Source organism: Fulvivirga kasyanovii (genome assembly GCF_009711405.1).
In the GTDB taxonomy this organism is placed as follows: Bacteria; Bacteroidota; Bacteroidia; order Cytophagales; family Cyclobacteriaceae; genus Fulvivirga; species Fulvivirga kasyanovii.
The window spans coordinates 1-2082 of the sequence record NZ_SMLW01000550.1; the positions used below are offsets into that span (position 1 = coordinate 1).

At 44.8% G+C, this 2082-nt stretch carries 1 protein-coding gene; it reads left to right on the forward strand.

Translation table 11 applies throughout. The features are described 5' to 3' along the window. The first annotated feature begins 279 nt into the window (after window positions 1-279). Window positions 280-1848: a replicative DNA helicase gene (dnaB, locus tag E1163_RS13195; protein ID WP_155172521.1), complete on the forward strand. Its 1569-nt coding sequence runs from the start codon at window positions 280-282 to the stop codon at window positions 1846-1848. The last annotated feature ends 234 nt before the right edge of the window (window positions 1849-2082 follow it).

Genomic DNA, 2082 nt, shown 5'->3' on the forward strand with positions numbered 1-2082 from the left:
GTTGATAACTGTGTGGATAATTTAATATTTTGTGAATAAGGAATTGATTTTTCCACAATTTTGTTGCTGGTGTGTGGATAAGGGATGTGGATAAACTCTAAAACCTGTTTAATCCTTACCAATTTTTTAGTTATATTCTATGCAGGCAAATGTTTTGTGTGAACTACGTGAAAAGGGGTGATCGGAATCAGCGAAATTGCTAGAACCCTTTTTTATTTTTACGTTTGAGTTGCCAATCAATTATTACAACAACCACTACAATTAACTACAAGTTATTACATGGAAAACAAGTCATCGCTGCGGGTAGGTCATAAGTCGAACAGGCTAACGGTAGACATGAATGAGGGGCTCGGAAAACTGCCCCCGCAGGCGCTGGATTTGGAGGATGCAGTACTGGGTGCCTTAATGCTTGAAAAAGATGCACTTACCACAGTAATTGATATTCTTAAACCAGATAGTTTCTACTCTGACGCTCACAAAGAAATTTACAGGGCAATCGTGGAATTGTTCAACAATTCAGAGCCTGTGGATATGCGGACTGTTGCCAATCAGTTGCGAAAGAATGGTAAGCTGGAGATGGCAGGAGGTTCATATTACATAGCAGAACTTACATCCAAAGTAAGCTCCGCAGCCAACGTGGAATACCACGCCAGGATAGTCACCGAGATGTCTATCAAGCGTGAACTTATCCGCGTGGCATCTGAGATCCAGCACGACGCTTACGAGGATACTTCGGACGTATTTCAGCTTCTGGATAAGACCGAGCAGGCACTGTTTGAGATCTCAGAATCTAACATCAGAAAAAATTTCGACAATATGCGCTCCCTGATGGCACAGGCCATCCAGGAATTGGAGGAAAGGAAGAACCACAAAGACGGGCTTACTGGTATCCCGAGTGGGTTCTCCGCCCTCGACAGGGTTACCTCAGGCTGGCAGCGGTCAGATCTTATTATTATTGCTGCCCGTCCTGCGATGGGTAAAACGGCGTTTGTGGTTTCCGCCCTTCGTAATGCTGCCGTGGAGTTTAACCATGCAGCGGCTATATTCTCTCTGGAGATGTCTTCTGTGCAGTTGGTAAACAGGCTTATTTCTGCTGAGGCAGAACTTGAAAGTGAGAAAATTAAAAAAGGGAACCTGGCCGGTTATGAATGGGAGCAGCTTATCCACAAAACCAATAAGCTTAGTAACGCCCCTATTTTTATCGATGATACCCCCGCACTGTCGATCCTGGAACTAAGGGCCAAGTGTCGAAGGCTCAAAGCACAGCATGACATACAACTGATCGTAATTGACTACCTTCAGTTGATGAGTGGTGACAGCTCCAAAGGAGGCGGTAACCGTGAGCAGGAGATTGCGTCTATTTCCAGGGCACTGAAAGGAATTGCCAAGGAACTTAACGTACCGGTAATTGCCCTCTCCCAGTTAAGCCGGGCCGTGGAAACCCGTGGTGGAGACAAAAGACCACAGCTATCGGATTTGAGGGAATCGGGATCAATTGAGCAGGATGCGGATATGGTTATGTTCCTCTACAGGCCAGAATATTATGGTATTACCGAGGATGAAAATGGTATGCCTACTATTGGAATGGGAGAGGTTATCATTGCCAAGCACAGAAACGGATCGCTCGAAAATGTACCTCTTAAGTTTATCGGTAAGTTTACCAAGTTCGCCGACCTGGATACAGGAGGCTTTTCCGGAGGTGATTTCCCTTCAGGAGGAGGCATACCTTCAGAATTTGATGATTCTGCCGGTACAATAACCCTCGGTAGCCGTCTGAATGAAGACAAAGGAGGCTCCGGTGGTGGTTTTGGAGGCTTTGATGATAGCGACGAAGACGCACCGTTTTAAAAATTCACAATTTTCAGTTCTTAGTTCACTGTTTTTGGTTCTTGTTTACAGTGGTTTGAAGTTTATAGTTTCCGGTTCAGTTCTTAGTTTGTGGCCATCTAAAATAACCGGCAACAATGAGTGATTTAAACAACACTGAACAATGAACTAAGAACGGTGAACCGATATTGGCCAGGGTAAAGACGGAGTGGTATAATGAAATGAAGGATCAAGCCGAATTTCTGGGGAGACACT